Origin of the sequence: Ochrobactrum sp. P6BSIII (assembly GCF_014138065.1) — a bacterium.
Taxonomy (GTDB): domain Bacteria; phylum Pseudomonadota; class Alphaproteobacteria; order Rhizobiales; family Rhizobiaceae; genus Brucella.
In genome coordinates this window covers 491,049-516,418 of record NZ_JACGXB010000001.1, presented here as the reverse complement: position 1 = coordinate 516,418, position 25,370 = coordinate 491,049, and the positions used below count along the sequence as shown (strand labels likewise).

The following is a 25,370-nucleotide window of genomic DNA, read 5'->3' as shown; positions in this document are numbered from 1 at the left end:
ACCGATACAACCACAATCTCCGTGACCTTGCCAGCTTCCTTCAGGCGGATCGCCTCTTCAACCGCAATCTCGTCGAACGGATTCATCGACATCTTCACATTCGAAAGCTCAACGCCTGATCCGTCGCCCTTAACACGGATCTTAACATTGTAATCGACGACACGTTTTACTGCGACAAGGACTTTCATCCGCGACCACCTCTTCAATGAATCCTGCGGCACGACTATGCCGCCATGAAACACCGCCCGCATGTCAGATTCCGACGGGAATCCGACATGGAAGCGGCTCCGAAAAAAGCACTGTGACAAAGCCTTTAGCCACGGCGCTTCCTATTAGAAATCGGCGGGAAACGTAAAGACGCCTGACGTGCACGTCAATCAGCCTCGGCAATCTATATCGATTAATATCCATTTATTCTGACAGAACTTCATTCTCAGATTGCGACATCCCTCATCGTGCCTTCTGTTCCCTTATCTGTGGCGTTTACAAAGGCGTCATCCTGCTTTACGACACGCTCCGCACTAACCGGTCGCAGCCTACCCGGTCAAAACAAGGAACCCTGACTATGAAAACGCTTGTCGTCTGCTCCGGCGGACTCGACTCCGTTTCGCTTGCGCATAGAATCGCAGCGGAACTTGAACTCACTGCCCTTCTCTCCTTCGATTACGGCCAGCGGCATAAGAAGGAACTGGATTCAGCCAGAGCCTGCGCCGAACGGCTCGGCGTTCCGCACCAGATTATCGATATCCGCACCATCGGCGCCAGCCTCACCGGCTCGGCACTGACTGATGCTATCGATGTTCCGGACGGTCACTATGCCGAAGAGACGATGAAGATCACCGTCGTACCCAATCGCAACGCCATCATGCTGGCGATTGCCTTTGGTGTGGCCGCCGCACAAAAGGCCGACGCGGTGGCGCTGGCCGTCCATGGCGGCGATCATTTCATCTATCCCGATTGCCGTCCCGGCTTCGTCGACGCCTTCCAGACCATGCAGAATCATGCGCTGGACGGCTATGCCGATATCAAGCTGCTGGCACCCTATGTGCGTGCATCCAAGGCCGATATCGTCACCGATGGTGCAAGACACGACACGCCTTTCGAGGCGACATGGTCCTGCTACAAGGGCGGCGAACACCATTGCGGTCGCTGCGGCACCTGTGTTGAGCGTCGCGAGGCATTTCACCTCGCAGGCGTCGCAGACCCAACCGTCTATGAGGATGCCGATTTCTGGCGCGAAGCCGTTGAGCGGAGGAACGCCTGATGTTTCGCATCACCAAGGAGTTTCATTTCTCTGCATCACACCAGTTGACCGGGCTACCTGCCGATCATCAATGCGCGCGCCTGCACGGGCATAATTACATCGTTGAAGTGGAGCTTTCCGCCGCCGGTCTAAACGGACATGGCTTCGTGCGCGACTATCACGAGCTGGCGCCGTTCAAACACTATATTGACGACGCTTTCGATCACCGGCATCTCAACGATGTGCTGGGTCATGGACACACCACAGCCGAAACGCTGGCAAAGCATTTCTTCGACTGGTGCCATTCGCGCTGGCCGGAAATTTCGGCCGTGCGGGTGAGTGAAACGCCAAAAACATGGGCGGAATATCGTCCAAGTGTAAAGCAATGAAACCGGCATCCGAAATCCGCATCAGCGAGATTTTCGGCCCCACCATTCAAGGCGAAGGCGTGCTCATCGGCGAGCCGACTGTCTTCGTGCGCACAGGCGGCTGCGACTACCGTTGCGCATGGTGCGACAGCCTGCACGCGGTCGAAAGCCGCTTTCGCCATGAATGGAAGCCTATGGGTATCGAAGCCATCTGGCATGAAGTGACGACACTTTCGGGAAATAAGCCGTTAACAGTGTCACTTTCTGGCGGCAATCCGGCGATACAACCTCTTGGACCTCTCATCGCCCATGGCAAGGTGGAGGGTTATCGCTTTGCGCTGGAAACCCAAGGCTCTATCGCCAAGGACTGGTTTTCGGCGCTGGACACGTTGGTGCTTAGCCCCAAACCACCGTCAAGCGAAATGGAATTTGATCCCGATGCGCTGGCGGCCTGTGTCGAAGCGGCAGGACCGAAGCCGCGTGTGGTGCTGAAATTCGTGATCTTCGATGATGCCGATTATGCCTTCGCAAAGCATGTCTCGGCGCGTCATCCCCAGCTGCCGGTCTATCTCCAGCCCGGCAATCACACGCCGCCACCGCCAGAAGCAGATGATGCGCTGATCGACATTGACGGCATCATGCGCCGCATGGAATGGCTGGTGGACGCGGTGATAGCAGACCGCTGGTTCGAAGCGCATGTGCTGCCCCAGTTGCATGTGCTGATCTGGGGCAACAAACGGGGCGTCTGACTACCGATTTACGCCTGGCACCCAGAGCACGTCTTTCGCGCCGTTGTCATTGACGGCGCGGGAGGCGACGAAGAGAAAATCCGAGAGGCGGTTGATATATTGCAGAGCCTCCGGCGACACCACCTCGCCCTCAATCTTCGCCAGCGCCACCATCAGGCGCTCGGCGCGGCGTGAAACCGTGCGCGCCAGATGAAGTGCTGCCGATGCCGCCGAGCCGCCCGGCAAAATGAAAGAGCGCAATGGCTGGAGACTGGCGTTGAGACCATCGATATCCGCTTCCACGCGCGCGACCTGCGACGCAATGATGCGCAGCGGTTCATAAGCCAGCGGCTTGCCGTCATCGGGCGTCGAAAGATCGGCCCCGAGATCGAAAAGATCGTTCTGGATGCGCGAGAGCATCGCGTCGATTTCAGCATATTCGCCGGTATGAATCCGCGCCATGCCGATGCAGGCATTGGCTTCATCCACCGTGCCATAGGCTTCCACACGCAGATCGGACTTCAGACGGCGCGGGCCGCTGGCAAGGCCAGTGGTGCCGTCATCGCCGGTGCGCGTGTAAATTTTGTTGAGCTTGACCATGGCTTACTGTCCGCCAGTGTGCCGCGCGAAATAAATTGCGCCCACGATCAGAACGATTGCGATGAACTGCAGGAATACGCGTAACTGCATCATCTTGTTGGAAAAATTGGCATCACCACCGCGCATCATATTGCGCAGGCCAATGATCAACACAATCGCAACGGCGAGCATGGCCACCATGGCTGCGCCTTTGAACACAACGTCCATCTTGTTCCCTTCCCATCATCCGCAGCCCCTTGTTTTTCAAGACTGATCGGACAGCATCCGGTACAGCCAGCGCGACGGCATCAGGCGGCGCGCCAGAATTCCCAGTTTCGCCGGTCTCGTTACCGCATAGTGCGGACGTGGACGCGGCGCCTCCAATGCGTGAAGCAGTACATCATAGACGGCTTCCGGTCCAAGCTTGTTCTTCGATTTGGTGCCGCCGCTTGTCAGCTTGGCCATCTGGCGCTGATAAAGTTCGCGATGCACGGAAGCTTCCAGATCGATATTGGCCTGCGCATGCCGGGCGGCATTATAGGTGAATTGCGATGCAATCGGCCCCGGTTCGATCAGCGAAACCTCCACACCGGAGCCTTCAAGCTCCATACGCTGCGCCAGCATCAGCCCTTCAATGGCGAATTTGGACGCGACATAAGCGCCGCGCCATTTCATCGGCACCAGCCCCAATATCGACGAACAATGAACGATGCGCCCGTGCCCCTGCCCGCGCATGACGGGCACCACCCGTCGCGTCAGATCATGCCAGCCGAAGAAATTGGCTTCGAACTGGGCGCGAAGCGCTTCCACCGGCAAATCCTCGACCGCGCCCGGCTGGGCATAAGCACCATTATTGAACAACGCACCCAGCCTGCCATCCGTCTTGCGCAACACTTCATCGGCAAGAGCAGCAATGGAGTCCGGCTCGGCATAATCAAGATAATAGGCCGCCATGCCTTTGGCTTGCAGAGCGGCGATATCCTGTTCCTTGCGAGCGGTGGCAAATACCTGCCATCCACGACGATGCAAGGCTTCCGCGCAATAAGCGCCAATGCCGGAAGAACAGCCGGTTATGATGATGCTGCGATTTGCGTGTTCCTCAGCCATTTCGTCCTGTCCTGCCACCGCGTTTCATCCACAGTGCTTGATTCGCAAGGGCTTTAAAACGGCGCAACCCTTGCAATCTGACAGGTGATGCTAGATTTAAGTGTCTGAAACTTGAGCCAAGGATCGAAGGGGTAAAATCTGCGGATGCGAAAAGTCAGACGTTTTCTCCGTCAGATTACCTATGATGTGCTTGGTCATTTCAGTTCGGACGACGGCTGGGCTTTTGCCAGTCACATCGCCCTGTCGGGCCTGATGGCGCTGTTTCCTTTCCTGATCTTCGCAACTTCGCTGGCCAGCTTTCTCGGCACCAAGGAATTTGCTCAAACGGCGGTCCATGTCATTTTCGACATGTGGCCGTCGAATATCGCGGCCCCCATCGCCAATGAAGTGACCAATGTTCTGACGGTTCAGCGCCGGGGGCTTCTGACCCTCAGTGTGATCGCCGCTGCGTACTTTGCCTCCAATGGCGTGGAGGCGCTGCGCATCGCGCTCAACCGCGCCTATCGCGTCACCGACCAGCGCTCGATCATCTTCTGCCGCCTGCAAAGCCTGGGTTTCGTTCTGGTCGGCACTCTCAGCCTGATGGCAATCAGCTTCCTGCTGGTTCTCGCACCGCTCGCCGTGCGCATTGCCGAACAATGGTTTCCCGACATTGCACCCTTCACCGGCACTATCGCGTTCTGGCGCTATAGTGTCGCCGTGGCGGTTCTGGTGCTGGCGCTGTTCATGGTGCATATCTGGCTGCCTGCCGGTCGCCGCAGCCTTGGCGATATCCTGCCCGGCATCATCATCACGCTTCTTGCCTGGCTTGCCTCGGCAACCGCCTTCGCAAAATATCTGGAGACTTTTGCCAATTATGTTTCCACCTATGCGGGCCTTGCCTCGATCATGGTGGCTATCGTTTTCCTCTATATGCTGTCGGCTATCTTCATCATCGGCGCAGAAATCAACGCCGCAATCATGAATTTCCGCAAACGCGAGCAGCAGCCGGATTTGATCGTCGAATAATCAGCGCTTCATCGTCGTCAGGGCCACGCCAAGCGTGGTGACGACCATGCCTGCAATCTGGATCGGACCGAGCGTCTCGCCAAAAATCAGATAGGCCATGATCGCCGCTGTGCCCGGCACGAGATAAAACAGCGATGCGACTTTCGACATCGCACCCTCGCGGATCATCACCAAAAGCGCCAGAATCGCACCGATGGAAATCGCCAGCGTCAGCCAGACCAGCGCGAAAATGAGCTGCGGCGACCAGATCATCACCCGGGTTTCGAACGCAAAGGCACAGATAGCAGTCAGCGTAGCGGCGGCGATATACTGAACGGCAGTGCCTGTCTTCAAATCGCCGGTCGTTCCAAAACGCTTCTGCCAGACCGTGCCCGTGCTGATGGCCAACACCGCAAAAAAAGCTGCGGCAAGGCTTTTCGGGTCGACGCCGCTACCAGCGGAAAACTTCGGCCAGACGACCATGGCCACGCCAAGAAAACCGATCAGTAGTCCCGCCCACTGACGTCCGCTTGCTCTTTCCCCGAGAAGCATGGCGGCGATCAGCGTTGTGAGCATGGGCTGCAGACCGGCGACGAGGCCCGACATGCCAGCAGGTAGACCGTGATGCACGGCCCAGAACAGTGCCGAGAGATAAGCGCCATGGATCAGACAACCAGCGATGGCTGCATGAACCAGCGTTGCCCCCTTCGGCCACGCAGCCCTGCTTGCCAGCGCCCAGAGCGTCATGATGACTGCCGCAATGGAGAACCGCACCGCCATGAAAGTGAAGGGTTCCGCATAGGGCATGGACAGCCCGGCCCCGATAAAGCCAGTGGCCCAGAGCAGAACAAACATGATGGGGAAGAAACGGGCGGCCATGACAAACTCTCTTATTTTGGCCCGCCATATACCGCTTCGCTAGAAACGCCTATCGCATAAATCTGATTGCAGCGTTCAATTTGCCAAAAGGCGCCGGTCCTTTTATGGAGAACGGATGACCGCTGAAACCAATACGATCCGCATTCTTGTCGACGCCGATGCCTGCCCGGTGAAGGCTGAAATCTACCGCGTCGCCGAGCGTCACAACCTTCCGGTGGTGCTGGTTGCCAACAGTCACGTGGCAATCCCGCGCGATGCCGAACGGGTGGAACGGGTTGTCGTTTCGGACAAGCTGGATGCGGCGGACGACTGGATCGCCGAAAATGCACATCCGGGGGCAATCGTCATCACCGCCGATATTCCGCTTGCTAGCCGCTCACTTGAAAAGGGCGCATCGGTCATCGCGCCCAATGGGCGCGTTCACACACAGAGCACCATCGGCAACACGCTCGCGACACGCAATCTGATGGATTCGTTACGTTCCGCCGGAGAAATCACCGGCGGCCCGGCGCCATTTTCGCCGAAGGACCGTTCGGCCTTTCTGTCGGCGCTCGATCTCGCGATTGTACGGCTGAAGCGCGCCGGTTTTACCTCAGCTTGACCGGATCGTCGCGGTCGCCACACCAGCGCCGATCAGCAGGGTTCCGCCGGCACGATTGAAAATCCGCAAGGCCCGCTCGCTGGCAAAGAAGCGCCGCGCCCGCGCTGCTGTCAGCGCATAAGCGAAGGCATTGAGGAAGGCGAGCACCAGAAACGTGCTCTCAAAAACCAACATCTGGGTCAGGAAATCCCGATGCGGGCTGAGAAACTGCGGCAAAAACGCCACGAAGAAAGTAATACTCTTTGGGTTGAGAGCCGTCACCAGCCAGGCGTGAACCAGCATCTTTGCCGGATGCACCTTGTCATGCCGCGCCTTGGCGTTCATCGCGCCGCCTGCCCGGAACAGCTTGATGCCCAGCCAGACGAGATAGGCTGCACCAATCCATTTGACCGCCGTGAACACAGTTGCAGAAGCCGCGAGCAGCGCGCCGACGCCTAACATCGACAGGGTCATGGCCGTGAAATCGCCAAGCGCCACACCCACCGCCATCGGGAAAGCCGTCTTCCAGCCCTGTCCAAGCGCGTAGGAAACGACGAGCAGAACTGTCGGCCCCGGAATGATCAGAAGCACGATAGATGCAGCGGTGAATGCCAGCCAGACGTCGAGGCTCATGGGATGTCTCCTTAGAAAAAGGAGGAAGCCACCAATTCCGGACTTTGTCGAGGACTAAAGCATAATCCGACCGGAGTGAAACGAGGATTGATAAGATTATGCGTTAAACAAAAGAATTTAGAGCGTCGATCCGATTCATTCGGATCGGTACACGCTCTAAAGTTTTTGCGCTGCGTCGATCAATTTCATGGCGTCAGGCCCTTCCCATGGAGCAGGACCGTTCATGGAGGCGATCTGGCAGCCTTCCTTGTCGACCAGAAGTGTGACCGGCAAGCCGAAAGCGAGGTTCTTGCGCTTCAGCTCATTGAAACTCGCCATTGTCGCATCGCGATGCAAGGCAAGGTTCTTGATGCCGATCTCGTTCAGAAAGCCCTTCGGCTTGTCGTCGGAACCTGTGTCGATATTGATCGCCACAACGTCGAAATCCTTGCCACCTTTTTCGGCCTGCAATTTGTCGAGGGCGGGCATTTCCTCGCGGCATGGCGCGCACCAGGTCGCCCAGAGATTAACGAGAAGCGTCTTGCCCTTGTAATCACCAAGCGTCATCTGCTTGCCGTCGGGGCCGGTGAAAGCCAGATGAGCAACGGAAATCGGCTTTTCCGCCGGGCGCATGGCAGCCACGCCACCGGTTGCAGCCGCGTCCAGTCCCTTCAGGGAATCGGCTTTGAGGGCGCATTGGGCGGACGCTTCGTCATTTTCGGCAGAAACATTAGCCGCTACCACATTGCCAGAGGGGCGCTCCATCACGTATACCGCCCCAATACCGGCAATGACACCGGCAAGGGCTGCAAGAAGGACGATCTTGCGATTTCCCGATTTCGCCTTTTCGTTGTCTTCTGCCATGTCGCGTCACTTCTTTCTATTATCCGGCCAAATCGTCACTCGGGGCATATGAGCATGAGCGAACAAAAATCAAGCAATCAGATGTGGGGCGGCCGTTTTGCCTCAGGACCCGATGCGATCATGGAAGAGATCAATGCATCGATCGGCTTCGACCGCAAGCTCTACGCGCAAGACATCCAGGGCTCGCTCGCACATGCAGCCATGCTTGCAAAGACGGGCATCATTACGGCAGACGATCATAAGCAGATCGAGCAGGGCCTGAAAACCATCCTCAAGGAAATTGAGGACGGCAAGTTCACCTTCTCACGCAAGCTTGAAGACATTCACATGAATATCGAGGCGCGGCTGGCCGATCTGATTGGCCCTTCCGCCGGACGCCTGCACACGGCCCGCTCGCGCAACGATCAGGTGGCTGTCGATTTTCGTCTCTGGGTCAAGCAGGAGATGGAAAAGACTGCCGTCGCCCTGAAGAACCTGATCGAAGCATTTCTGGAACGCGCCGAGGAACATGCGGCGACGGTCATGCCGGGGTTCACCCATCTCCAGACCGCGCAGCCTGTCACTTTCGGCCATCATTGCATGGCCTATGTGGAAATGTTCGGCCGCGATCTGTCCCGCGTGCGCGATGCAATTGAGCGCATGGATGAATCGCCGCTGGGTGCAGCAGCCCTTGCAGGCACCGGCTTCCCGATCGACCGCCACATGACAGCAAAGACGCTCGGCTTCCGCGAACCGACCCGCAACTCGCTCGATAGCGTTTCCGACCGCGATTACGCGCTGGAATTCCTGTCGCTCGCGTCAATCTGCGCCGGTCATCTGTCGCGCCTTGCGGAAGAAATCGTCATCTGGTCGACGCCGCAGTTCAACTTCGTGCGCCTGTCCGACGCCTTCTCCACCGGCTCGTCGATCATGCCGCAGAAGAAAAACCCGGATGCCGCCGAACTGGTTCGCGCGAAAACGGGCCGTATCAACGGTTCGCTGGTTGCACTTCTGACCATCATGAAGGGTCTGCCGCTCGCCTATTCCAAGGACATGCAGGAAGACAAGGAACAGGTCTTCGACGCTGCCGAAAATCTGGAACTCGCTATCGCCGCCATGGCTGGCATGGTGCGCGACCTGACCATCAATGTCGCGTCCATGAAGAAGGCTGCCGGTTCGGGCTATTCCACGGCAACCGATCTGGCCGACTGGCTGGTGCGGGAACTGGGCCTGCCCTTCCGCGAAGCGCATCACGTCACCGGTCGCGCTGTTGCTCTGGCGGAAAGCCGCAAGGTCGACCTCGCCAAGCTCTCGCTGGAAGAGCTGCAATCGATCCATCCCGGTATCACCGATGCGATCTTCGGCTACCTCACGGTCGAGAAATCGGTCAAGAGCCGCCAGTCCTTCGGTGGTACGGCCCCGCAGGAAGTGCGCCGCCAAATCCGGTACTGGAAGAAGCGCATCGTGAAGGCGTAATCGCCGTTCAAGATAAAGTCATGTGAAATCATCCGGTCAACGGATGATTTCACTCTTGAGATTTTTGCGTTACAGCTAGCGCAAATAGATTTTGATTCAGGAACCAAAGCTGATGACAGGCCGCTCCGCTATTTCTACCGTGCTTATGATCGCCGCACTCGCGGCCACGCTTGCCGCCTGTGGACGCAAGGGCCCGCTGGAGCCGCCGCCGTCGTCGCTGATTACCGACGATCAGGGGCATACCAAGCCGAAACCCAAGGAAGACAAGCCTTTCATTCTTGATAAGCTGCTCTAGTTCCCAGAAGGACTATCTTCCGTGAATCATTTTGAATATCGCGACGGCGTGCTGCACGCCGAAAATGTCAGCCTGCCTGAAATCGCCAAGGTGGTCGGCACGCCGTTCTATGTCTATTCCCGCGCCACGATCGAGCGTCATTTCCGCGTTTTCAGCGAAGCTTTCGCTGACATGGAACCACTGATCGCCTATGCGCTGAAGGCCAACTCGAACCTGGCGGTGTTGAAGACGCTGGCGAAGCTCGGCGCAGGCGCGGACACCGTTTCGGAAGGCGAAATTCGTCGTGCGCTCGCCGCAGGCATTCCCGCCAACAAGATCGTCTTTTCGGGCGTCGGCAAGACGCCGCGCGAAATGGATTTCGCGCTGCAAGCCGATATCTACTGCTTCAACGTCGAATCCGAGCCGGAGCTGGAAATCCTCTCGGCCCGTGCAGTTGCAGCCGGCAAGGTTGCCTCGGTATCGCTGCGCATCAATCCGGATGTTGACGCCAAGACCCACGCCAAGATCTCGACCGGCAAGTCTGAAAACAAGTTTGGCATTCCGCGCGTCAAGGCGCGTGAGGCCTATGCTCGCGCGGCGAGCCTCCCCGGTATCGACGTCGTCGGCATCGATATGCATATCGGTAGCCAGATCATCGATCTCGAACCGTTCGACAACGCCTTTGCGCTGATGGCGCAACTGGTGACGGAATTGCGCGCCGATGGCCACAATATCCGCCATGTCGACGTTGGCGGCGGTCTGGGCGTTCCCTACCGCACCGACAACAACCCGCCGCCACTGCCCGTGGCCTATGCGGAAATTGTTGCCAAGCACATCAAGCCGCTCGGGCTGAAGACCGTTTTCGAGCCTGGCCGTCTGATCGTCGGCAATGCCGGTCTGTTGGTGACGGAAGTGATTTTCGTCAAGGAAGGCGATGCAAAGAACTTTATCATCGTCGATGCCGCGATGAATGATCTCATCCGCCCGACGCTTTATGAAGCATTCCACGATATCCGCCCGGTCAAGCTGGCGAAGGACGACGCGCCGCGCATCCGCGCCGATTTCGTCGGGCCTGTTTGCGAAACGGGCGACTATCTCGGCCTCGACCGCGAAACAACAAAGCCAGCGCCCGGCGACCTGATCGCCGTCAGCACGGCTGGTGCCTACGGCGCGGTTCTGTCGAGCACCTATAACAGTCGCCTTCTGGTGCCGGAAGTTCTGGTGGATGGCGACCGCTACCATGTCGTTCGCCCGCGCCACACTTACGAAGAGCTGCTCGCGCTCGATTCCATTCCGGATTGGCTGTAGTCGATATTAATCGTGGCCCATATTAATCATGGCGAAGCCTCGCCTTTGCCATGATGCATGTTATCCTGTCATTCGATTGCACACTGGCAGACAGAGCAGAAAGCCCGGATGACGGATCAAGGCCACGACAAGAAGGATAAGCCGCAACTGATGCGGGATGCCTTTTTGCGCCTGTTTTCAGGCGATGGCGCGCTGTTGCGGCGTCTGCGTCTGCGCACTTTCCTGTCTGTCGGGTTTGAACGTCTGTGGCCGCTGGTCCTGCCGCTGATTCTGCTGGCAGCACTTTTCGCAAGCATCAGCTGGTTTGGCCTGTTCGGCATGATGCCGCGCTGGCTGCATATCGCCGTGCTAACGGTCTTCGCGCTGGCAGGGCTGGTTGCGCTCTATCTCCCGTCCCGCTTCCGCCAGCCGACCGACGACGATGTGACGGCGCGGATCGAGGCGGTGAACGGCCTTGTGCATGAGCCGCTGGCCGTGCAGTCCGGCCACATGGCCACCGGCACCCACGATCCTTTCTCGCAGGCTCTGTGGCGCGAACACCAGCGCCGCATGGCCGAACGGCTGAAGAACCTGCAATCCGGTCTGCCGCGACCGCGCCTTCCCGAACGCGATCCTTATGGCCTGCGCGCCGCCGTGGCGCTGCTGTTCGTCACGGCGCTCGCCTATACGTCCAGTTCAAGCAGCGGGCGCATTGCCGATGCGTTTCACATTCGCCCCGGTGAAGGCAGCGCTGTTGTCCGCGTCGATGCCTGGGTGACGCCACCGCGCTATACGGGCCGCGCGCCGGTCTTCCTGACGGTCAGTGCCGACAATGCCCGCAATGCCGAGGCGATTACGGTTCCGGAAGGCAGTGTGCTTTCGGTCCGCGTCATCGGCGGCAGCTCGGAACGCCTGACCGCAACCAATGCAGAAGGCGAACAGCGGGATGTCCAGCCGGTCGCGCCGAAGGAAGAGCAGACGGAAGCCAAGGGGCTAAAGCCGGTGCAGACGCCGGAAGAAAGCGCCGTCGCGGGCAGCCGCAACTTCCGCTACGATTTGCGTGAAGACGAAACCCTGACGCTTTCCGGCACCGATGCGCGCTGGAAATTTGCGGTGACGCCGGACACGCCGCCGACAATCCGCTTTACCAAGGAACCCGGTCGCGCGTTGAACGGCACGCTGCAACTCACCTATGAAATCGATGACGATTATGCGCCGGCCAAGGCTTTTGCTGAAATCGTGCCGCTGGAAATCGATGAAGACGAAGAAGCAACGCCGCTTTACGAAGCACCTGAACTGCCGCTCGCACTGCCACGCCGTGGCGTGAAGGAAGCCACCACCTCGAAGGACCTGACCGAACATCCGTGGGCTGGCCAGAAAGTGGCACTGACCCTCGTCGTCACCGACGCGGCAGGTCAGGTCGGCCGCAGTGAAACCAAGACAATAACGCTTCCAGAACGGCCATTCAGCAACCCGCTTGCGCGCGCAATTGCCGAACAGCGGCGTATTCTGGCGCTCGACGCCAATCAGCGCGATCATGTACTGGACATGCTCTCGGCGCTGATGCTGCGCCCGGAAGAAACGATCAAGAACGCCGCGCATTATCTCGGCCTCGTGACCATCCGTACAAAGCTTCGTCTGGCGCGCAGCGATGATTCGCTCCGCGAGACTGCCGATTACATGTGGCAGGTGGCGCTGGGTATCGAGGACGGCAATCTCTCGGCAGCCGAAAAGCGTCTGCGTCAGGCGCAGGAAGCGCTCAAAAACGCGCTGCAAAACGGTGCCTCGCAGGAAGAGATCGAGAAACTCACCGCCGATCTGCGCAAGGCGATGCAGGATTTCCTGCGCGAATTCGCCCAGCGTCAGCAGCAGAACCCGAATGCGCGCCAGTCAGCGCCCGATCCCAATGCGCGGATGCTGACGGAAAAAGACCTGCAGCGCATGATGGACCAGATCGAAAATCTGGCCCGTCAGGGTTCCCGCGATCAGGCCGAACAGCTTCTGTCGCAATTGCAGGACTTGATGAACAATCTGCAGATGGGACAGGCGCAGCCCGGCCAACAAGGTCAGGGTCAGCAAGGTCAGCAAGGTCAGATGCAGCAGCAGATGAACAAGCTTGGCGATCTGATGCGTCGCCAGCAGCAGATGATGAACGAGACATTCAATCTCGACCAGCAGCAGCGGCGCCAGTTCGACAGCAATCCGGGTGCGGGGACAGAGGGCGAAGACGAAGACATGGAAGGCCTGTTTCCCGGCGATGACGGCTCCAAGGGTGGTGGCTCGCAGCAGGGCGGCCAGACGGATGAAAAGACGGCTGAGGCCATGCGCAAGCTGCAACAGCAACAGCAGCAATTGCAGCAGGAATTGCAGAAGCTAACGGAAGACCTGAAAGGCATGGGCATTGAACCCGGCAAGGATTTCGGCGATGCCGGAAAATCCATGGGCAGTGCCGCCGAAGCGCTCGGACGCAATGAAGGTGCGGAAGCCAACGACAATCAGGGCAGCGCTCTGGACGCCTTGCGCCGTGCCGGACGCGACATGATGCAGAAGATGCAGCAGGCGATGGGGCAAGATGGCCAGCAGGGTCAGGGCGCGAATGGTTCTCGTGGCCGCGATCCACTTGGACGGCAGCAGGGCATGGGAGCTGATGACGGCAGCGGCACCAAAATTCCAGGTGAAATCGATATCCAGCGCGCGCGTGAGATTCTGGATGAAATCCGCCGCAAGCTCGGCAATGCGCTGACGCCACAGATGGAAAAGGAATATCTGCAGCGCCTGTTACAGTTTGATTAGAGCATTTCCAGCAAAAGTGCGTAGCGCCTACGCAGGGCAATCAGTCCACTGGACTGATTTCTGATCCTGCTTCGATGCGTTGGATAATGCGAAAATACAAATAGATCGAGCGGTTCGGAACCGCTCTAGAAGCTGTTCAGCAAATTCGTCAGGCCACGGCAAAAAGAGTGATTTTCAAGCACCGGAGCGGAGCATACTTAAAGCTACGTGAGCACCGGCGCACAGAAAAGCGCTCTTTGCAGCCCGGCATCACGGATTTGCCGCTCAGTCCTTGACGTGCCCAACATAAGGCAGTTGCCGGAACGAATGAGCCACGTCCATGCCGTAGCCAACGACAAAATAGTCCGGGCATTCGAAGGCGACGAAATCAGCTTCCAGATCAACCTTGCGACGCACGCTCTTGTCGAGCAGAACGGCGATGCTGACGCTGCGCGCTCCACGTTCCAGCATCAGTTCGCGGACGAATTTGAGCGTCTTGCCTGATTCCAGAATATCGTCGATCAACAGCACGTCGCGGTCGCGAACTTCACTGTCGATATCACGCAGCAGGCGAACCTCGGTGCTGGTCGTGCCCTTGCCATAGCTGGAAACGGTGATGAACTCGACATCCGGTTCAACGCCTGCATCATGCATGGCGCGGATGAGGTCAGCTGCGAAAATGAACGAGCCCTTGAGAATGGAAATCGTCAGCAGATTGTGAAACTTGCGTTCGGCAATAGCCTTCGCCAGCTCAAGATTGCGACCGGCAATATCTTCCGGGCTGAACAGAACTTCTATCGTCTTGCCGCCGACTTCTGGCATTGTCGGTTCTCTCCTGATCGTTTGCTGTACTTCTCACACCCGAAGCCGTTTCAGACTTTCGGGAGGTGCTGTCATGCAGAAGGCACGCTCTATAGCATGGTTTGAGAAAAATGCACCCCGCCTGTCAACAGGCTCAGGCTTATATCCATTCCCCGATGACGGGATTTGATATAGCGTGCCAGCATGCATCCGGACATTATCGAACTGCGCTCCTTTTACGACACGACACTCGGTCATTTGGCCGAGCGTGCCATACGCATGGCGATTGCAGGTCTGTGGGAACGCGTACCGGGTGAGCGTCTCGTCGGAATGGGCTACTGCCTCCCCTATCTTGACCGTTTCAGCGCCGATACCGAGCGCACTTTTGCCTTCATGCCAGCCGGACAAGGCGCCATTGCCTGGCCTTCAGCCGACAAATCCAGCACGGCTTTGGTCTTCGATGAAGAACTGCCGCTGCCAGATTCCTCTATCGACCGCGTTTTGATGGTGCATGCACTGGAATATGCGGAAAACGCGCAGGAAACGCTGAAGGAAATGTGGCGCGTGCTTGCCCCTAATGGACGGCTAGTGATTGTGGTGCCGAACCGCCGCGGTGTCTGGGCCCGCTTCGAGCACACACCTTTCGGCAGCGGGCGACCCTATAGCCGCGATCAGCTTTCCACCTTGCTGCGCGAAGCCAACTTCACGGTCAACACCGTCAGCGACGCCCTGCATTTTCCACCCGCCACGCGTCGCTGGATGATGCGCCCCTGTCTGGCGCTAGAAGGCATGGGGCGGCGGCTGTGGCCGCTTTTCTCCGGCGTTCTGGTCGTGGAAGCACAGAAGCGCCTCTATCAGGGCCTGCCGGTTGCGCAGCGCTCGTCCCGCCGTGTTTTCGTGCCGGTGCTTGGAACCCCCGTCGGGGGCTTGCGCAAAACAAAGCAGAAAGAAGCGGAAACCTGACGCTTTTCCCTTGAAAACAAGGTTTTTCTCGACTTCCCGTCCATGGCGGTTTATGTCGCATCGGGGCTCAAATCCCTTGAGCGTCCCGTTAAGCAACACTGTTCTTTTGGCGGAGCCAAAATCATGACCGATCAGCAAACCCTTTCCCGTCCCCAGCCCAAGGCCGGCCTGCTCAACATCGCAGCCTACGTGCCTGGCAAGGAACATGTGGAAGGCGTTGCCAAGGTCTATAAGCTCTCCTCCAACGAGACGCCGATCGGTCCCAGCCCCCATGCGGTGGAGGCCTATCGATACGCGGGCGAAAAGCTGGAGATTTATCCCGACGGACAAGCGCTCGCGCTGCGTGAGGCCATTGCCGAAACGCAAGGCTTGAACATTGGCAATATCCTGTGCGGCAATGGTTCGGACGAGCTGCTTGGCCTTCTCTGCCAGACCTATCTTGCGCCCGGCGATGAAGCCATCATCACCGAGCACGGCTTTGCCGTGTACAAGATCCAGACGCTGGCAGCCGGTGCAACGCCGGTGACAGTGAAGGAAAGCAACGAGCGCATCGACGTGGATGCCATTCTTGCTGGCATTACGCCGCGCACCAAGGTTGTCTTCATTGCCAATCCGGCCAACCCGACCGGCACCTATCTGCCGTTCGAGGAAGTGCGCCGTCTGCATGCGGGCCTGCCGAAGCATGTCCTCTTCATCCTCGACGCGGCCTATGCCGAATATGTCCGCCGCAACGATTACGAGGCTGGCCTCGAACTCGTTTCGTCGAACGAAAATGTCGTGATGACCCGTACCTTCTCGAAGATTCACGGCCTTCCAGGCCTGCGGATCGGCTGGATGTATGCGCCTGCCCATGTAATCGACGCGGTCAATCGCATTCGCGGTCCGTTCAACATGAACGCGCCCGCCATTGCTGCGGGCGCCGCGGCCATTCGCGATCGCAACCATGTCGAAAAGTCGGTCGCCTATAATGACACCTGGCTGAACTGGCTGACGGAGGAGTTCACCAAGCTCGGCCTTCGGGTCACGCCTTCGGTAACGAACTTCCTTCTGATCCATTTCCCCGAAGACGCCGCGCACTCGGCGGACAAGGCGGATGAGTGGCTTTCCAAGCGCGGTTATATTCTGCGCCGCGTTGGCGGATACGGTTTCCCCAATGCGCTGCGCATGACTGTCGGACCGGAAGAAGCCAATCGCGGCGTAGTCGCCGCACTCACTGAGTTTTTAAAGTAAGATCAATGTCCACGATCCATTTTGATAAAATCGCGCTGATCGGTATCGGCCTCATCGGTTCGTCGCTCGCACGCGTCATCCGTCGCGAAGGCCTTGCAAACCACATCGCAATCGCAACCCGCAGCGCCGAGACCCTGAAGCGCGCCGAAGAACTGGCCCTCGGCGACAGCTACACGACCGACAGTGCCGAAGCGGTCAAGGATGCCGATCTGGTTATCGTCTCGGTGCCGGTCGGTTCTTCCGGCACTGTCGCAAAGCAGATTGCCGCAAGCCTGAAGCCGGGCGCCATCGTCACCGATGTCGGCTCCACCAAGGCTTCCGTCATTGCGCAGATGCAGCCGGAACTGCCTGCCAATGTGCATTTCATTCCGGGCCACCCGCTGGCCGGAACGGAATATTCCGGCCCGGATGCAGGCTTTGCGGAGCTGTTCAACAATCGCTGGTGCATCCTCACGCCTCTTCCCGACACGGATGAAGCGGCGCTGGAAAAGCTCACCGCCTTCTGGACAGCCTGCGGTTCACGGCTCGATCACATGGACCCGCAGCACCATGATCTGGTGCTGGCCATCGTCTCGCATCTGCCGCATATCATCGCCTACAACATTGTCGGCACGGCCAGCGATCTGGAACAGGTGACGAAATCGGAAGTCATCAAATATTCCGCATCCGGCTTCCGCGATTTCACGCGTCTGGCGGCATCCGATCCGACCATGTGGCGCGATGTCTGCCTGCACAACAAGGACGCCATCCTTGAAATGCTGGGACGGTTCTCGGAAGATCTTGCCTCCTTGCAGCGCTCGATACGCTGGGGTGATGGGGAGGCCTTGTTCGACCTCTTCACGCGCACACGCGCGGTCCGCCGCGGCATTATCGATGCAGGTCAGGAAGTGGATGCGCCGGACTTTGGCCGTCAGGCTGCGACGCGCACAAACGAAAAGAAGTAAGGCAACGGGTAGGGCAGTAAAACATACTGCCCTACTCCCTTATTCCCCTACTCCCCTATTCCCTTACAACGCCGGCAACCGCCCAAGCGGAATGAACCCGGCATTGGCCCTGCCCTTGCGAACAGCAATCTCCAGCGTGGGATTGCCGTTTTCGTCTTTCGGCATAGCTGAAAGCGCGAAGAGGATGGTGGCGATATTGCTGCCCTGTTCCGGGAAAACCGTCTGGCCTGCTTGCGCCAGCGACTGGGCATTCACCAGCGTCAGCTTCACGTCGGCATTGATCAGCCCGTCGTCATCGACGGAGAAAGGACCGGTCAGCGATACCATGGCCCCATTGGGCATGGAGAGAAATGCCTGATGGATCGTGCCGCTATGACCGCGCAAACGCTGGCTGAAGTCGGAAGAGCCAGACGCCAGAAGCGTCGCAGCATCGGCGATCTCGATATCAGCAACACCGTCGATCTCGGGGCTCTTGGCATTACCGATCACCGGTGCTGCAAGCTTCAGCCCTGCAAAACGGCCAGTCAGCTTCAGCGCGCCATCGACGGCGCTCATGCTGAAATCCATCTGTTCCAGACTGCTGAGTGGTTCCGTGGTCGTGGCTTCCGTGCGGCGGCCGACCACGACGTCGCGGGCTTCCAGCGCAATCTCAGTCGGGAACGGGCGGGCAAGCCGGGTGTTGGAGTTGAACTTGCTCCAGTTGACTTCTAGCGGTTGCAAGCCGGGGAATTCGATAAAGGCGGGGCCGGTCAGATCATTGCTGAGCGAGCGCGGCGCATAGACAGGCGAGCCGGAGGTGAAACGACCGGCACGGAATGCCATGCCAGCGCTCGGCTTCTGCCAGGAAATGCTGTCGCAGACGACATTGACGCGGAGCGGATAACCGCTGGTGCGCAAATCCTCGCAGCGCACACCAATACCCTGAGCAGAAAGCTTGGCCATGTCTGCCGTCGCGCGCGTTTGCAGGCGGTCGGCCACATAAAACCACCCGGCTGTATAGCCAGCGACGAGAACGATCAGGAAAATGCCAAGCGCAATCGGGCGCTTTCTGGACTTCCGTTGCTCTGTTCCAGCTTCCGTCCCGGGATGCATCATCGAAAAACCTTATGTCGGTCAGAGAGTTGAGCCTGAGAAGCGGCAAAGCCGCCAGCGACGCATCTTTCGATACCAGTGTTTTGCTCAACCTCACTGGTGGCCATATTATGGCAGGATTGAGTCTTGTGAAGTGGAGCTTCAGAAAAAACGAGGGATATCCATCAATTACCCATGGAAATCGAACAAGAGACGGCAAATATTATATCATCATGACAAAACACATCGATGAAAAGCGGACGAGTGATTTCTGGGTTTTTGGCTATGGCTCGCTGATGTGGCGTCCCGGTTTCGCGCATGTGGAAACTATTCGCGCCCGCCTGCACGGCTATCGTCGCAGCCTGTGCATCTATTCGCATTTTCATCGCGGCTCACCCGATCATCCCGGACTGGTGCTTGGCCTCGATGCGGGCGGCTCCTGCCTTGGCATGGCCTTTCGCGTGCCGGGCGAAATGACCGACGAAGTGATGGTCTATCTGCGCGAACGCGAAATGTCGAACAATGTCTATCATGAAAAGAAGCTGCGGCTGCGCCTTCACGACGGGCGCGATGTTCAGGGACTGGTCTATGTAGCCGACCGCCGCCATGTGCAATATGCCGGCGCGCTCAAGGCCGAGGATGCAGCGGCAATTGTTGCCTCCGCGCATGGCGAGTCCGGCGCAAATATCGACTATGTAGCCAATACGCTGAAGCATCTGCGCGACATGCGGGTGCGCGATCACGCGTTGGAACATGTCGGCAATCTGATCGCCTCGAAATCACACCAGCCGCGTGATTTCGACTGACAGGACGCGTCAAGGGATGACAATCATCCTCTGATAGCAAGAATGGATTTCGCCAGTCCGGCAATCTTTTCAAACTCGATCTGCGCATCCGGGAAGAGCTTGCGCACCTGCCCCGTGGTCAGAAGGCGGATCGATTCCACGTGGAAGCGCGCTTCATCGGCGGTTTCCTGACGCGGGAAAAAGCCAAGCCGCATTTTGGTCATCAGCCAGATGCGCACCGGCACCGGCAGCCACTGGAATCCGATAAAGCGGAAATGCGGCTCGTAAGGGAACCAGTAATTCGGCGTCTGCATATAATAGCGCTTGCCGAGCCTGCGCGTATTTTCGGCGAACCGCGTGATGGCAGCCCAGTCGCCGACATGTTCAATGACCGAGTTGGAATGAACAACATCGAAAGCCCGCCCGGCAAAAAGCGCTGGATCGGTCGCGTCTCCAACCAGAAAGGTGAAGGTTTCCGTGTCCTTCTCTTCCTGCTTTTCAGGATTGATCAGTGTGAAATGCAGGCGGTCGCGATTGGCCTCGATGAAGGCTTCGCCAATCAGCCAATATTTTTCCGATCCGCCGAGATCGAGAATCTCGACCTTTTCGCCTTCCGGCTTTTCGGCGAGTGCGGCTTCGATCAATCTTTGGATATGAGCAAACCGTTTGGCGCGGAAAGAAAACTCGATGCTTTTGCGGTCCTTATAGGGATCGCGACCATTCTCTGAAATACTCATTGCCGTTTTATCCGTTCAGCCAAACACCCGTCAGCACTGTCAGGTTCACTTGGCATTTATTACAGAGCATAGCAACACTGCACAGAATATTAGTATGCTCTAATTTTTTGTTCACATATCATCACCGCTATACTGAATATGGGGTGATCTGTGAATAATCAGGACCAAGGCGGGAAAGAACGGCGCATTCGCACGGCATTTCAGTCACGAAAATTGAGCCGACACTCTATCGGGCACTTGTCCTTAATCGCTGTAATCGCTACATCTCGGCCAATCGTCAAGGAGACAGACACTCATGATTGCATTGTTCCGCACCATTGATCTGGCGCTCGACATCTACACCTGGATCATCATCGCCAGCGCCATCTATTCGTGGCTCTATGCGTTCAATGTCGTCAATTCCAGCAATCGCTTCGTGGCCTCGGTCGGAGAGTTTCTCTACAAGGTGACCGAGCCGGTTCTACGCCCGATCCGCAATCTCCTGCCCAATCTCGGCGGGATCGATATTTCGCCGATCATCCTGCTCCTGATCATCTTCTTCATCCGCCAGTTCATGTGGACGACGCTGCTGCCGCTCTTCCTCTGATCGGCAAATCAAAGCTTAAAAGCAAAAGCGCCCAATAATCCTTCGGGGATCATTGGGCGCTTTTGTTTTAAACCAGAATGCAAACCGGCGATTGCTCGCCCGGATTATTTGCCCTTGGCGCGTTCGATCGCTTCAACGATGAACTTGCGAGCGTAATCTTCATCGCCCCAATCGCCAATCTTGACCCACTTGCCGGGTTCCAGATCCTTGTAGTGTTCGAAGAAATGCGCGATCTGCTTCAGCGTGATTTCCGGCATATCCGTGTAATCATGGATCTTCTCGTAACGGCGCGTCAGGTGCGGCGACGGAACGGCGATGATCTTTTCGTCCTTACCGGAATTGTCTTCCATGACCAGAACGCCGATCGGGCGGACATTGATCACAGAACCCGGCACCAGCGGACGGGTGTTGCAGACGAGAACGTCAATCGGATCGCCGTCTTCCGAGAGCGTATGCGGTACGAAACCGTAATTGCCCGGATAGGTCATCGGCGTGTAGAGAAAACGGTCAACGATCAGAGCCCCGGACTTCTTGTCCATCTCGTACTTGATCGGCTGGCCGCCGACTGGAACTTCGATGATGACGTTGACGTCTTCGGGAGGATTGGTTCCGATGGAAATGGCATCAATATTCATGATGGGTCCTTTCGTGTCGCGCTCTGATACCGGGTTTCATGTTTCCGTGCAAGAAAAACGAAACTCCCACAAAACGCGACTAATTGTCGTTTAACTTAAGTTGAACATGAAGGCTCGGGACGTTTAACCGCGAGGGGAAACGCCCAGTTCCTTCAAGCGCTCAACAGCTGTTGGTGGCATCGGGGGTGGGTTGGGGTCGCGGCTTGCCGCAACCAGAAGCTCGTCGCAGGCCGTTTCGGTGGTTTCGATCAGCCGGCGCAGAAACTCTTCCTTTTCAAGCCCCGGCGGAATCGGAGGCAGAACACGGCAGCGAACGGTGCCCGGAAAACGCAGGAACTTGCGGCGCGGCCAGTAGAGCCCGGCATTATGCGCAATCGGCAGGACCGGCAGATCGAGCGCATCGTAAAGATGCACGATGCCGTATTTATACTGCGGCGGTGCGCCCGGCGACCGGCGTGTGCCTTCGGGATAGATGAGGATCTGACGCCCTTCGGCGATAGCCTTTTCCGCGCCCTTGGTGATCGAGTGCAGCGCCTTGACGCGCGATCCACGATCCACCGGGATCATCTCCATCTTGGCGATATACCAGCCGAACAGCGGAATGCGCATCAGTTCGCGCTTCAGGATGAGAACCGGATCGTCCAGATAAGGCAGGAAAGCATAAGTATCCCAGGCCGACTGGTGCTTGGGCGCGCAGATATAGGCGCCTTCCGGAATATTCTCGAGCCCTTCGATGACGTAATCCGTACCGGCAATGACCTTCTGGAGCCACAGATTAACCCGCGCCCAGAGCTTCGGCACGATCCATGCCTTCTTGCGCGGCAGCAGGAAATAGAACGGCGTATAAAGGATCATCTGCACCAGTGTGCAGATGTAAAACGCAGCGTTGAAGAGGATCGAGCGCAGGTATAGAAGCATCGTGTCGGCGAGTATCCCGGCTAGAGCACATCCCGAAAAGCGTGAAACGGCTTTCAGAAATGATGTGCTCAAAACAAACAGTCAGACCATAATCCCGAAAAACTGTCAGGCCTTCGTTTTCCGAAATCTCGGGCACTCCTATATCAGGAACTGCCCCATTTTCCATACAGAAAACGGTGACTGACCGCCGGGATTTTCCTGTTTGTTACCGATTGATCTTCTGACCGGTCACGCCGTCGAGAATGTCGAAGCCGAAAATCTCTGACGCACCAACGCGCACGACCGCGCCCAGATATTTGACATATTCAACGAAGAGCACGCGCAATGTGTCGCCTTCGGCCACCCAGCTTTGCTCGCGACCGTCGCCATTCACCACCGGATAGGGCACGAATTCCACGTCCTTCATCCGATAGGACATTTCCAGAATGCTGCGCGGCATATGGTAATTGTTCGTCACGACGATCACGCGGCGATAATCGTTGTTGCGAATCCAATGCTCGCTTTCCTCGGCATTGCCGACGGTGTTGCGGGCCGAACGGTCGAGATCGACACAGCAGTCGAACAGGCCTGGATCAGCATGCGTTGCGCGCTGTATGGATTTTTCATTCGTCGAAGGATGAACGCCGCTGATCAGCAGTCGCTTGCCGCGCTTATCCTGCAAGAGATCGACCGCCGCCTGAATGCGGGACTGACCGCCGGTCAGAACCACGATGCCATCGGCCGGCTCATCGATCACTGGCGGCGTCATGCTCGTCACCTTCTCCCCGAAGACGACAAAGCCGACGAGAAAAGCCAGAAGCAGCGTGAAAAGCACAATCGAGATGGGTTGGAAACGTCTGAGCATACGCATCATGACAGACCACAGGAATCTGGCTGGCGCAAGCAGCAAGGATGAAGGGGCAACAACAGGGGGACTGCGCCGCCAGACCACAGCGCCCGCATGCATCTCTTCCGCTGTTCGTTTCTGTGCCACCGCATCGTTACTCGCCCGGTATCCGCCGCCCAATGCGCGCGCGATTCGTCCGTCGTTCCTCTGGCTATCATACGCAGCATTGCGGCGATAACTCGGAGAACTACCAGGAATTCCCGTGCGACGGAGCGTATTGGGCCAAAAGACTGTCATTCGGAGCGTACTCCCGGACCATCCATGGTTGCGAGCTGGCGGATAACCGTCAGGCGGCTGGTCAGCATAGTCAGGACACTGACCAGAATGATGATGGCGGCGGCACCGAGATAGCCGCTGCGACCAATGGCGAAGCTGCCGAACATGGCAGCGGCCTGATCGCCTTCGGGTGTCGCCATATGGCGCGAAGCCCACCAGGAAAAGATCAGGAAAACCAGCATGGCGGCAGCGCCGCCGAACAGAGCACCCTTCAGCGCCGTGCGGAAGAAATGCCACTCGAATTCGCGCGCCACGAATTTCGATTCCGCACCGATGAAATGCAGAACCTCGATGATGTGGCTATTGCCGGACATTGCGCCACGGGTGGCGAAAATGACGGTGAGAACGGTCGCCGCAATGACCAGCGACAGAACCGCCGTACCGACCAGAACCGTTGTGTGCGCCATCGACACCAGTCTGTCCACCCAAGTCCGGTGGTCGTCGAAGCTGGCCGCCGGAATAGCGCGGGTCAATTCCGTGCGCATGGTGCCGAAATCGGGCGGCGCGCTTTCGTCGATGGTCACCACGACGAGGCGCGGCACAGGCAGTTCATCGATATTGAGACCAGTGCCAAGCCATGGCTCCAGCAGGCGCGCAGTAGCATCCTTGTCGATGATGTTCGTCGCCTTCACGCCCGCAAAGCCGCGTGCGATGTCGCTCGCCTGCTGCAAGGCCTTTTCAATATCCTGCCCTTCGACCGAGCGTATCTGGATCGTTGCCTCCCGCGCAATCTGGCTCTGCCAGGCGGCAGCCGATGCACGAACCAGCGACACGCCGCCCATGGTCAGGCAGGCAAGAAAGGTCATGATCGCGATAACGGTCACCAAAGCGGTGCCGGTAACGCTTCCGTCGGGCACAATCGGGCTTGGCCCTTTGCGTTGTCGGCGCTTGCCGACGCGCACCAGAACCATATCCTTCAGGTCTTCGAAACGAACCTTCAGGTCATCCTGAATTTTCTGCCAGCCGCTTGGACGGCCACTGCGGGTACTACTCATAGATGTCGAGCCGCCCGTGTTCCAGAATCATGCGCCGCGCATTGACCTGATCCATCAGGGATAGATCGTGCGTGGCGATGATGACAGCAGTGCCCGAGCGATTAAGCTCCGTAAAAAGGCGCAACAGGCGCTTGGCCAGCGGCGGATCGACATTACCGGTCGGCTCATCAGCAAGCAGCAGTTCCGGCTGATCAATGAGCGCACGCGCAATCGCGGCGCGCTGCTTCTCACCGCCGGACAAAACCGGGGGCAGAACGCCCATGCGGTCACCAAGGCCAACCCAATGCAGCAGCTCTTCCACCTCATGCCGATAGGTGGCTTCTTCCTTGCCGCGCACCCGCAGCGGAAGAGCCACATTCTCGTAAGTGGTCATGTGGTCAAGCAGGCGAAAATCCTGAAACACAATGCCGATACGGCGGCGCAGCAAAGGCACTTGTCTGTGATCAAGGCCCGCCACATCCTTGCCGAACACGTTGATCAGACCGCGTGTCGGCTTCAACGCCATGAAAAGAAGGCGCATGAGCGACGTCTTGCCGGCGCCTGAAGGGCCAGTCAGAAACTGGAATGAACGCGGCGGTATGTGGAAACTGACATCCTTGAGGATCTCAGGTCCCATTCCATATCTCAGGCCGACATTCTCGAAACGTATCACCGGTCAGCTTCTCTTCGGTTCTTCGCGCGCGCGAAGCGTTCGCACGCGCATCAATATCGGATTGACCTTTACCCTCTATGGTTAATCTTGCGTTAAATCCGGCCTGTTTGGACCGTTAAAAATTTCGCGAGCGAAGCATTAACCATTTTGCGGCAG

Annotated in this window: 28 protein-coding genes and 1 pseudogene; 14 read left to right on the top strand and 15 right to left on the bottom strand. The window is 57.8% G+C overall.

The window, feature by feature from the left end:
* A pseudogene (locus FHW00_RS02385) lies at positions 1-188 on the bottom strand (electron transfer flavoprotein subunit beta/FixA family protein); the annotation flags it as partial.
* 377 nt (positions 189-565) lie between these two features.
* On the opposite strand from FHW00_RS02385, the gene queC reads away from it, so the two are divergent.
* Genes queC through queE form a run of 3 tightly spaced genes read left to right on the top strand, consistent with a single transcriptional unit; the run spans position 566 to position 2,360 of the window.
* Positions 566-1,264, top strand: a complete 699-nt coding sequence (gene queC, locus FHW00_RS02380) for a 7-cyano-7-deazaguanine synthase QueC (protein ID WP_078337500.1) — start codon at positions 566-568, stop codon at positions 1,262-1,264.
* Positions 1,264-1,632, top strand: coding sequence for a 6-carboxytetrahydropterin synthase QueD (queD, locus tag FHW00_RS02375; RefSeq protein WP_078337501.1), 369 nt, complete (start codon positions 1,264-1,266; stop codon positions 1,630-1,632). Before queC ends, queD begins: the two co-directional genes overlap by 1 nt.
* A complete protein-coding gene (gene queE, locus FHW00_RS02370; RefSeq protein ID WP_113533791.1) occupies positions 1,629-2,360 on the top strand; it encodes a 7-carboxy-7-deazaguanine synthase QueE in 732 nt (243 codons plus the stop codon). The genes queD and queE overlap by 4 nt, the downstream gene beginning before the upstream one ends.
* Here the strand turns inward: queE and FHW00_RS02365 are convergent, their stop codons facing one another.
* From FHW00_RS02365 to FHW00_RS02355, 3 genes are read right to left on the bottom strand one after another with little or no spacing between them, the layout of a single operon-like run.
* The gene (locus FHW00_RS02365; protein WP_078337503.1) at positions 2,361-2,939 is read right to left on the bottom strand and encodes a cob(I)yrinic acid a,c-diamide adenosyltransferase; all 579 of its coding nucleotides are present in this window, start codon (positions 2,937-2,939) and stop codon (positions 2,361-2,363) included.
* A 3-nt stretch (positions 2,940-2,942) separates the two neighbouring features.
* Positions 2,943-3,146: a twin transmembrane helix small protein gene (locus FHW00_RS02360; protein ID WP_078337504.1), complete on the bottom strand. Its 204-nt coding sequence runs from the start codon at positions 3,144-3,146 to the stop codon at positions 2,943-2,945.
* A 36-nt stretch (positions 3,147-3,182) separates the two neighbouring features.
* A complete protein-coding gene (locus FHW00_RS02355) occupies positions 3,183-4,025 on the bottom strand; it encodes an SDR family oxidoreductase (protein ID WP_078337808.1) in 843 nt (280 codons plus the stop codon).
* 144 nt (positions 4,026-4,169) lie between these two features.
* Here FHW00_RS02355 and FHW00_RS02350 point away from each other — a divergent pair, with 144 nt between their 5' ends.
* Positions 4,170-5,033: a YihY/virulence factor BrkB family protein gene (locus FHW00_RS02350; RefSeq protein ID WP_113533790.1), complete on the top strand. Its 864-nt coding sequence runs from the start codon at positions 4,170-4,172 to the stop codon at positions 5,031-5,033.
* On the opposite strand, the gene FHW00_RS02345 is transcribed toward FHW00_RS02350, so the two are convergent.
* Positions 5,034-5,891, bottom strand: a complete 858-nt coding sequence (locus tag FHW00_RS02345; RefSeq protein WP_078337505.1) for a DMT family transporter — start codon at positions 5,889-5,891, stop codon at positions 5,034-5,036.
* A gap of 115 nt (positions 5,892-6,006) precedes the next feature.
* On the opposite strand from FHW00_RS02345, the gene FHW00_RS02340 reads away from it, so the two are divergent.
* A complete protein-coding gene (locus FHW00_RS02340) occupies positions 6,007-6,492 on the top strand; it encodes a YaiI/YqxD family protein (protein WP_078337506.1) in 486 nt (161 codons plus the stop codon).
* Here the strand turns inward: FHW00_RS02340 and FHW00_RS02335 are convergent.
* Together FHW00_RS02335 and tlpA are read right to left on the bottom strand one after the other, a co-directional pair.
* Positions 6,484-7,104 (bottom strand): LysE family translocator, encoded by a 621-nt coding sequence (locus tag FHW00_RS02335; protein ID WP_078337507.1) that lies wholly within the window; start codon positions 7,102-7,104, stop codon positions 6,484-6,486. The two genes, FHW00_RS02340 and FHW00_RS02335, sit on opposite strands and share 9 nt — an antisense overlap.
* Before the next feature lie 156 nt (positions 7,105-7,260).
* On the bottom strand, positions 7,261-7,947 hold the full coding sequence (gene tlpA, locus FHW00_RS02330; RefSeq protein ID WP_078337508.1) for a thiol:disulfide interchange protein TlpA: 687 nt from the start codon (positions 7,945-7,947) through the stop codon (positions 7,261-7,263).
* Between the two features lie 54 nt (positions 7,948-8,001).
* Between tlpA and argH the strand changes: the two genes are divergently transcribed.
* From argH to FHW00_RS02310, 4 genes are all read left to right on the top strand, one after another.
* Positions 8,002-9,402 (top strand): argininosuccinate lyase, encoded by a 1,401-nt coding sequence (gene argH / locus FHW00_RS02325; RefSeq protein WP_078337509.1) that lies wholly within the window; start codon positions 8,002-8,004, stop codon positions 9,400-9,402.
* A 112-nt stretch (positions 9,403-9,514) separates the two neighbouring features.
* Entirely contained in the window at positions 9,515-9,697 is a 183-nt protein-coding gene (gene lptM, locus FHW00_RS02320; RefSeq protein WP_078337809.1) for an LPS translocon maturation chaperone LptM, read from the top strand.
* Positions 9,698-9,718: 21 nt separating this feature from the next.
* Positions 9,719-10,984, top strand: coding sequence for a diaminopimelate decarboxylase (gene lysA / locus FHW00_RS02315; RefSeq protein ID WP_078337510.1), 1,266 nt, complete (start codon positions 9,719-9,721; stop codon positions 10,982-10,984).
* 108 nt (positions 10,985-11,092) lie between these two features.
* Entirely contained in the window at positions 11,093-13,756 is a 2,664-nt protein-coding gene (locus tag FHW00_RS02310; RefSeq protein ID WP_078337511.1) for a TIGR02302 family protein, read from the top strand.
* Between the two features lie 264 nt (positions 13,757-14,020).
* Here FHW00_RS02310 and hpt read toward each other — a convergent pair whose 3' ends face one another.
* Positions 14,021-14,557 (bottom strand): hypoxanthine phosphoribosyltransferase, encoded by a 537-nt coding sequence (gene hpt, locus FHW00_RS02305; RefSeq protein ID WP_078337512.1) that lies wholly within the window; start codon positions 14,555-14,557, stop codon positions 14,021-14,023.
* A gap of 183 nt (positions 14,558-14,740) precedes the next feature.
* Between hpt and FHW00_RS02300 the strand changes: the two genes are divergently transcribed.
* The 3 genes from FHW00_RS02300 (at position 14,741) to FHW00_RS02290 (ending at position 17,673) form a co-directional block, all read left to right on the top strand.
* On the top strand, positions 14,741-15,499 hold the full coding sequence (locus FHW00_RS02300) for a class I SAM-dependent methyltransferase (protein WP_078337513.1): 759 nt from the start codon (positions 14,741-14,743) through the stop codon (positions 15,497-15,499).
* 123 nt (positions 15,500-15,622) lie between these two features.
* Positions 15,623-16,729: a histidinol-phosphate transaminase gene (gene hisC, locus FHW00_RS02295; protein ID WP_078337810.1), complete on the top strand. Its 1,107-nt coding sequence runs from the start codon at positions 15,623-15,625 to the stop codon at positions 16,727-16,729.
* 5 nt (positions 16,730-16,734) lie between these two features.
* Positions 16,735-17,673, top strand: a complete 939-nt coding sequence (locus FHW00_RS02290) for a prephenate/arogenate dehydrogenase family protein (protein WP_078337514.1) — start codon at positions 16,735-16,737, stop codon at positions 17,671-17,673.
* Between the two features lie 63 nt (positions 17,674-17,736).
* On the opposite strand, the gene FHW00_RS02285 is transcribed toward FHW00_RS02290, so the two are convergent.
* Positions 17,737-18,765: a DUF2125 domain-containing protein gene (locus tag FHW00_RS02285; RefSeq protein ID WP_113533802.1), complete on the bottom strand. Its 1,029-nt coding sequence runs from the start codon at positions 18,763-18,765 to the stop codon at positions 17,737-17,739.
* A gap of 212 nt (positions 18,766-18,977) precedes the next feature.
* On the opposite strand from FHW00_RS02285, the gene FHW00_RS02280 reads away from it, so the two are divergent.
* Positions 18,978-19,550, top strand: coding sequence for a gamma-glutamylcyclotransferase (locus FHW00_RS02280; RefSeq protein WP_078337516.1), 573 nt, complete (start codon positions 18,978-18,980; stop codon positions 19,548-19,550).
* Positions 19,551-19,573: 23 nt separating this feature from the next.
* Here the strand turns inward: FHW00_RS02280 and FHW00_RS02275 are convergent, their stop codons facing one another.
* Positions 19,574-20,266 carry an SAM-dependent methyltransferase gene (locus FHW00_RS02275; protein ID WP_078337517.1) on the bottom strand — a complete coding sequence of 231 codons (693 nt, stop codon included), beginning with the start codon at positions 20,264-20,266 and terminating at the stop codon, positions 19,574-19,576.
* 295 nt (positions 20,267-20,561) lie between these two features.
* On the opposite strand from FHW00_RS02275, the gene FHW00_RS02270 reads away from it, so the two are divergent.
* Complete coding sequence (locus tag FHW00_RS02270) at positions 20,562-20,852, top strand: YggT family protein (RefSeq protein ID WP_078337518.1); 291 nt, start codon at positions 20,562-20,564, stop codon at positions 20,850-20,852.
* A 104-nt stretch (positions 20,853-20,956) separates the two neighbouring features.
* On the opposite strand, the gene ppa is transcribed toward FHW00_RS02270, so the two are convergent.
* From ppa to ftsE, 5 genes are all read right to left on the bottom strand, one after another.
* Positions 20,957-21,487 (bottom strand): inorganic diphosphatase, encoded by a 531-nt coding sequence (gene ppa / locus FHW00_RS02265; RefSeq protein ID WP_078337519.1) that lies wholly within the window; start codon positions 21,485-21,487, stop codon positions 20,957-20,959.
* 123 nt (positions 21,488-21,610) lie between these two features.
* Positions 21,611-22,405 carry a lysophospholipid acyltransferase family protein gene (locus tag FHW00_RS02260; RefSeq protein WP_078337520.1) on the bottom strand — a complete coding sequence of 265 codons (795 nt, stop codon included), beginning with the start codon at positions 22,403-22,405 and terminating at the stop codon, positions 21,611-21,613.
* Positions 22,406-22,610: 205 nt separating this feature from the next.
* Positions 22,611-23,528 carry a YdcF family protein gene (locus FHW00_RS02255; protein WP_078337521.1) on the bottom strand — a complete coding sequence of 306 codons (918 nt, stop codon included), beginning with the start codon at positions 23,526-23,528 and terminating at the stop codon, positions 22,611-22,613.
* Positions 23,525-24,562 (bottom strand): cell division protein FtsX, encoded by a 1,038-nt coding sequence (locus FHW00_RS02250; RefSeq protein ID WP_078337522.1) that lies wholly within the window; start codon positions 24,560-24,562, stop codon positions 23,525-23,527. Before FHW00_RS02250 ends, FHW00_RS02255 begins: the two co-directional genes overlap by 4 nt.
* Positions 24,555-25,178, bottom strand: a complete 624-nt coding sequence (ftsE, locus tag FHW00_RS02245) for a cell division ATP-binding protein FtsE (protein ID WP_210276417.1) — start codon at positions 25,176-25,178, stop codon at positions 24,555-24,557. The genes FHW00_RS02250 and ftsE overlap by 8 nt, the downstream gene beginning before the upstream one ends.
* Positions 25,179-25,370: the final 192 nt, after the last annotated feature.

Excerpts from the sequence above, each read along its gene's own strand:
- FHW00_RS02255 (WP_078337521.1), bottom strand. The coding sequence starts at position 23,528 with ATGACAGTCTTTTGGCCCAATACGCTCCGTCGCACGGGAATTCCTGGT.
- queC (WP_078337500.1), top strand. The coding sequence starts at position 566 with ATGAAAACGCTTGTCGTCTGCTCCGGCGGACTCGACTCCGTTTCGCTT.
- FHW00_RS02350 (WP_113533790.1), top strand. The coding sequence starts at position 4,170 with ATGCGAAAAGTCAGACGTTTTCTCCGTCAGATTACCTATGATGTGCTT.
- argH (WP_078337509.1), top strand. The coding sequence starts at position 8,002 with ATGAGCGAACAAAAATCAAGCAATCAGATGTGGGGCGGCCGTTTTGCC.
- FHW00_RS02275 (WP_078337517.1), bottom strand. The coding sequence starts at position 20,266 with ATGAGTATTTCAGAGAATGGTCGCGATCCCTATAAGGACCGCAAAAGC.
- FHW00_RS02345 (WP_078337505.1), bottom strand. The coding sequence starts at position 5,891 with ATGGCCGCCCGTTTCTTCCCCATCATGTTTGTTCTGCTCTGGGCCACT.
- FHW00_RS02340 (WP_078337506.1), top strand. The coding sequence starts at position 6,007 with ATGACCGCTGAAACCAATACGATCCGCATTCTTGTCGACGCCGATGCC.
- queE (WP_113533791.1), top strand. The coding sequence starts at position 1,629 with ATGAAACCGGCATCCGAAATCCGCATCAGCGAGATTTTCGGCCCCACC.
- hpt (WP_078337512.1), bottom strand. The coding sequence starts at position 14,557 with ATGCCAGAAGTCGGCGGCAAGACGATAGAAGTTCTGTTCAGCCCGGAA.
- ppa (WP_078337519.1), bottom strand. The coding sequence starts at position 21,487 with ATGAATATTGATGCCATTTCCATCGGAACCAATCCTCCCGAAGACGTC.
- FHW00_RS02335 (WP_078337507.1), bottom strand. The coding sequence starts at position 7,104 with ATGAGCCTCGACGTCTGGCTGGCATTCACCGCTGCATCTATCGTGCTT.
- FHW00_RS02280 (WP_078337516.1), top strand. The coding sequence starts at position 18,978 with ATGACAAAACACATCGATGAAAAGCGGACGAGTGATTTCTGGGTTTTT.
- FHW00_RS02260 (WP_078337520.1), bottom strand. The coding sequence starts at position 22,405 with ATGCTTCTATACCTGCGCTCGATCCTCTTCAACGCTGCGTTTTACATC.
- FHW00_RS02365 (WP_078337503.1), bottom strand. The coding sequence starts at position 2,939 with ATGGTCAAGCTCAACAAAATTTACACGCGCACCGGCGATGACGGCACC.
- FHW00_RS02270 (WP_078337518.1), top strand. The coding sequence starts at position 20,562 with ATGATTGCATTGTTCCGCACCATTGATCTGGCGCTCGACATCTACACC.
- FHW00_RS02300 (WP_078337513.1), top strand. The coding sequence starts at position 14,741 with ATGCATCCGGACATTATCGAACTGCGCTCCTTTTACGACACGACACTC.
- lptM (WP_078337809.1), top strand. The coding sequence starts at position 9,515 with ATGACAGGCCGCTCCGCTATTTCTACCGTGCTTATGATCGCCGCACTC.
- FHW00_RS02290 (WP_078337514.1), top strand. The coding sequence starts at position 16,735 with ATGTCCACGATCCATTTTGATAAAATCGCGCTGATCGGTATCGGCCTC.
- ftsE (WP_210276417.1), bottom strand. The coding sequence starts at position 25,178 with ATGGGACCTGAGATCCTCAAGGATGTCAGTTTCCACATACCGCCGCGT.
- FHW00_RS02285 (WP_113533802.1), bottom strand. The coding sequence starts at position 18,765 with ATGCATCCCGGGACGGAAGCTGGAACAGAGCAACGGAAGTCCAGAAAG.
- queD (WP_078337501.1), top strand. The coding sequence starts at position 1,264 with ATGTTTCGCATCACCAAGGAGTTTCATTTCTCTGCATCACACCAGTTG.
- tlpA (WP_078337508.1), bottom strand. The coding sequence starts at position 7,947 with ATGGCAGAAGACAACGAAAAGGCGAAATCGGGAAATCGCAAGATCGTC.
- FHW00_RS02355 (WP_078337808.1), bottom strand. The coding sequence starts at position 4,025 with ATGGCTGAGGAACACGCAAATCGCAGCATCATCATAACCGGCTGTTCT.
- FHW00_RS02250 (WP_078337522.1), bottom strand. The coding sequence starts at position 24,562 with ATGAGTAGTACCCGCAGTGGCCGTCCAAGCGGCTGGCAGAAAATTCAG.
- FHW00_RS02360 (WP_078337504.1), bottom strand. The coding sequence starts at position 3,146 with ATGGACGTTGTGTTCAAAGGCGCAGCCATGGTGGCCATGCTCGCCGTT.
- hisC (WP_078337810.1), top strand. The coding sequence starts at position 15,623 with ATGACCGATCAGCAAACCCTTTCCCGTCCCCAGCCCAAGGCCGGCCTG.
- FHW00_RS02310 (WP_078337511.1), top strand. The coding sequence starts at position 11,093 with ATGACGGATCAAGGCCACGACAAGAAGGATAAGCCGCAACTGATGCGG.